Consider the following 3,296-nt stretch of genomic DNA (forward strand, 5'->3'; position numbering starts at 1 on the left):
CCGGCGCGGCCAGCAGCGAGCACCAGCGCACCGAAAGGCCGCACCACTTCCGCCCGGAGGCAACGTCAGGCGCGGTCCATCGTCGTCAGGACGCGGCGGGCCGTCGGGTGCGTGCGGACGATCTCCGCGAGGCTCGTCGAGCCTCGCGTGACCTTCGCGAACGCCCGCCACGCCGGGCGGAACCCCGTGACCGCGGCGTGCATCAGACCCGGGCGGCGCTCGAAGACCGCGAGCATCCGCCGGCCCACGCCCATCTCCACCCCCAGCCCCGCCTTGACCGCGAAGGCGTAGTTGAGCGCCTGGCGCCGCGCGTCGACGCCGTCGCGCGCCTCCGCGATCCGTACGGCCCACTCCCCCGCCAGGCGGCCCGAGCGGAGCGCGAACGAGATGCCCTCGCGGGTCCACGGCTCCAGCAGCCCCGCCGCGTCGCCGCAGACCAGCACCCGGCCGCGGGAGAGCGGCGAGTCGTCGGCGCGGCACCGGGTCAGATGCCCCGAGGAGATCGCCGGCTCGAAGCCGGCCAGCCCCAGCCGGGCGATGAAGTCCTCCAGATAGCGCTTGGTGCCCGCCCCGTCGCCGCGCGCCGAGATCACACCGACGGTCAGCGTGTCGCCCTTGGGGAAGACCCAGCCGTAACTGCCCGGCGTCGGCCCCCAGTCGAGGAGCACCCGGCCCGCCCAGTCCTCCGCGACCGTGGGCGGCACCGGGATCTCCGCCTCCAGCCCGAGGTCCACCTGGTCGAGCTTGACGCCCACGTGCGCGCCTATCCGGCTGGCGCTGCCGTCCGCGCCGACCACCGAGCGGGCGAGCACGATCTCGCCGTCGGAGAGCACCACGGCGACCGTGCGCCGGTCGGGCACGTCCGGGCCGTGCTGCTCCACCCGGGAGACCGTGGCGCCGGTGCGCACCACCGCGCCCGCGGCGCGCGCCGACTCGACCAGGGCGGCGTCGAACTCGGCGCGGTCGACCAGCCCGAAGAGCATCCGCTTCGCCCGGCGGGTGCGGGTGAGCCGCCCGTTGAGCGAGAAGGTCACCGCGTGCACCCGGTCGCGCAGCGGGAGTTCGAAGCCGGGGGGCAGCGCGTCGCGCGAGGGGCCGATGATGCCGCCGCCGCACGTCTTGTAGCGCGGCAGCTCCGCCTTCTCCAGCAGCAGGACGGCCCGGCCGGCCGAGGCCGCCGCGTGCGCCGCCGAGGCGCCCGCCGGGCCGGCCCCGACCACCACCACGTCCCACACGGGCCCGCCCGGCCCCGACTCGCTGCCCTGCTCCCCACCCGGGACCGCGTTTTCGCTGCTCACCTGTGTTTCCGCTCCGCTCGACCTGCTCCCCAGGGCAGAGTGCCCGGGGGTGGCTCCGGCTACCGTCCGCATCCTATGGCGCGCCGGTGACGAGGCCCGCTGTGGGAGGATCGGCAGCACATACGTCCGTACGCCTGCGCGTACTCCAACGTCGCACTCACGAGGAGCGTGCCCATGTCCCCGACTCCGCTCGCGGAGACCGTCGCCTCGCTGCTGCCCCGCGCCCGCACGGAGCTGGCGGAGCTGGTCGCCTTCCGGTCGGTGGCGGACCCGGCGCAGTACCCCCCGAGCGAGTGCGCGGCGGCGGCGAACTGGGTGGCCGAGGCGCTGCGCGCGGAGGGGTTCGAGGACGTCGCCCTGCTGGACACCCCCGACGGCACGCAGTCGGTGTACGGCGTGCTGCCGGGCCCGGCGGGGGCGCCGACCGTGCTGCTCTACGCCCACTACGACGTGCAGCCGCCGCTCGACGAGGCCGCGTGGGTGTCGCCGCCGTTCGAGCTGACCGAGCGCGACGGCCGCTGGTACGGGCGGGGCGCCGCCGACTGCAAGGGCGGCCTGATCATGCACCTCACCGCGCTGCGCGCCCTGCGGGCGCACGGCGGGATTCCGGTGACGGTGAAGATCGTGGCCGAGGGGTCGGAGGAGCAGGGCACCGGCGGCCTGGAGCGCTACGCCGAGGAGCACCCGGAGCTGCTCGCCGCGGACGCCGTCGTCATCGGTGACGCCGGCAACTTCCGCGTCGGGCTGCCGACCGTCACGGCGACGCTCCGCGGCATGACGCTGGTGCGGGTGCGGGTGGACACGCTGGAGGGCAATCTGCACTCCGGCCAGTTCGGCGGCGCCGCGCCGGACGCGCTGGCCGCCCTGGTGCGCGTCCTGGACTCGCTGCGCGCCGAGGACGGTTCGACGACGGTCGACGGGCTGGCGGCGGACGCCTCCTGGGAGGGGCTGCAGTACCCCGAGGAGGACTTCCGCCGGGACGCCAAGGTGCTCGACGGGGTGGAGCTGATCGGCTCGGGCACCGTCGCCGACCGGGTGTGGGCGCGGCCCGCCGTGACCGTCCTGGGCATCGACTGCCCGCCGGTGATCGGTGCCACGCCGTCCGTGCACGCCTCCGCGCGGGCGCTGATCAGCCTGCGGGTGCCGCCGGGCACGGACGCGGCGGCCGCGACGGAGCTGCTGATGGCGCACCTGCGCCGGCACGTGCCGTGGGGCGCGCGGGTCGAGGTCGAGCAGATCGGGCAGGGGCAGCCGTTCCGCGCGGACACCGGCAGCCCGGCGTACACCGCGATGGCCGAGGCGATGCGCGTGGCGTACCCCGGCCAGGAGATGCAGACCGCCGGCATGGGCGGCACCATCCCGCTGTGCAACACGCTCGCCGGGCTCTACCCCAAGGCGGAGATCCTGCTGATCGGGCTGAGCGAGCCGGAGGCGCAGATCCACGCGGTCAACGAGAGCGTCTCGCCCGAGGAGCTGGAGCGGCTCTCGCTGGCGGAGGCGCTGTTCCTGCGCAACTACGCGGCATCGCGGGCGGTCTGACGCGCCGTCGGGCTTTTCGGCCGGCCTGCGTACGGTCCGTCGTGCGGCCCCTTCGTCAGCGGGGTTCGGACCATCCGGTTCGGGCCCCGCCCTGGGCCCCGCCCGGACTTCGCTCAGGGCGAAGGGCGGGCGCTACGCCCACGGCGAAGAATCGTCCCAAGGGCCCGCGGGCGGCCGTACGTTCGACGCATGGAGATCATCGAGGTCCTGCCGCGGCTGCACATGTTCCGCTTCCCGGTCGGCCAGGCCTATCTGTGGCGGGACGACGACCAACTGACGCTCATCGACGCGGGACCGGTCGGCTCCGGGCCCGCCATCGCGGACGCCGTGCGCGGGCTCGGCCTGAGCCCGCGGGACATCCGGCAGATCGTGCTCACCCACTTCCACGACGACCACATCGGCGGGGCCGGCGAGGTGGCCGCCTGGGGCGGGGCGCGAGTGCTCGCCCACCACGCCGAC

The 3,296-nt window shown here is 75.3% G+C and carries 3 protein-coding genes; 2 read left to right on the plus strand and 1 reads right to left on the minus strand.

From position 1 onward, the window contains the following. Positions 1-65: 65 nt before the first annotated feature. Positions 66-1,298 (minus strand): geranylgeranyl reductase family protein, encoded by a 1,233-nt coding sequence (locus ACSNOD_RS29835; protein WP_436770202.1) that lies wholly within the window; start codon positions 1,296-1,298, stop codon positions 66-68. Positions 1,299-1,472: 174 nt separating this feature from the next. Between ACSNOD_RS29835 and ACSNOD_RS29840 the strand changes: the two genes are divergently transcribed. After that, positions 1,473-2,837: a dipeptidase gene (locus ACSNOD_RS29840; protein ID WP_436770203.1), complete on the plus strand. Its 1,365-nt coding sequence runs from the start codon at positions 1,473-1,475 to the stop codon at positions 2,835-2,837. A 189-nt stretch (positions 2,838-3,026) separates the two neighbouring features. Further along, the coding region (locus tag ACSNOD_RS29845) for an MBL fold metallo-hydrolase (protein ID WP_436770204.1) at positions 3,027-3,296 on the plus strand (270 nt) is incomplete at its 3' end.

Source organism: Streptomyces sp. URMC 123 (genome assembly GCF_051386515.1).
In the GTDB taxonomy this organism is placed as follows: Bacteria; Actinomycetota; Actinomycetes; order Streptomycetales; family Streptomycetaceae; genus Streptomyces.

Excerpts from the sequence above, each read along its gene's own strand:
- ACSNOD_RS29840 (WP_436770203.1), top strand. The coding sequence starts at position 1,473 with ATGTCCCCGACTCCGCTCGCGGAGACCGTCGCCTCGCTGCTGCCCCGC.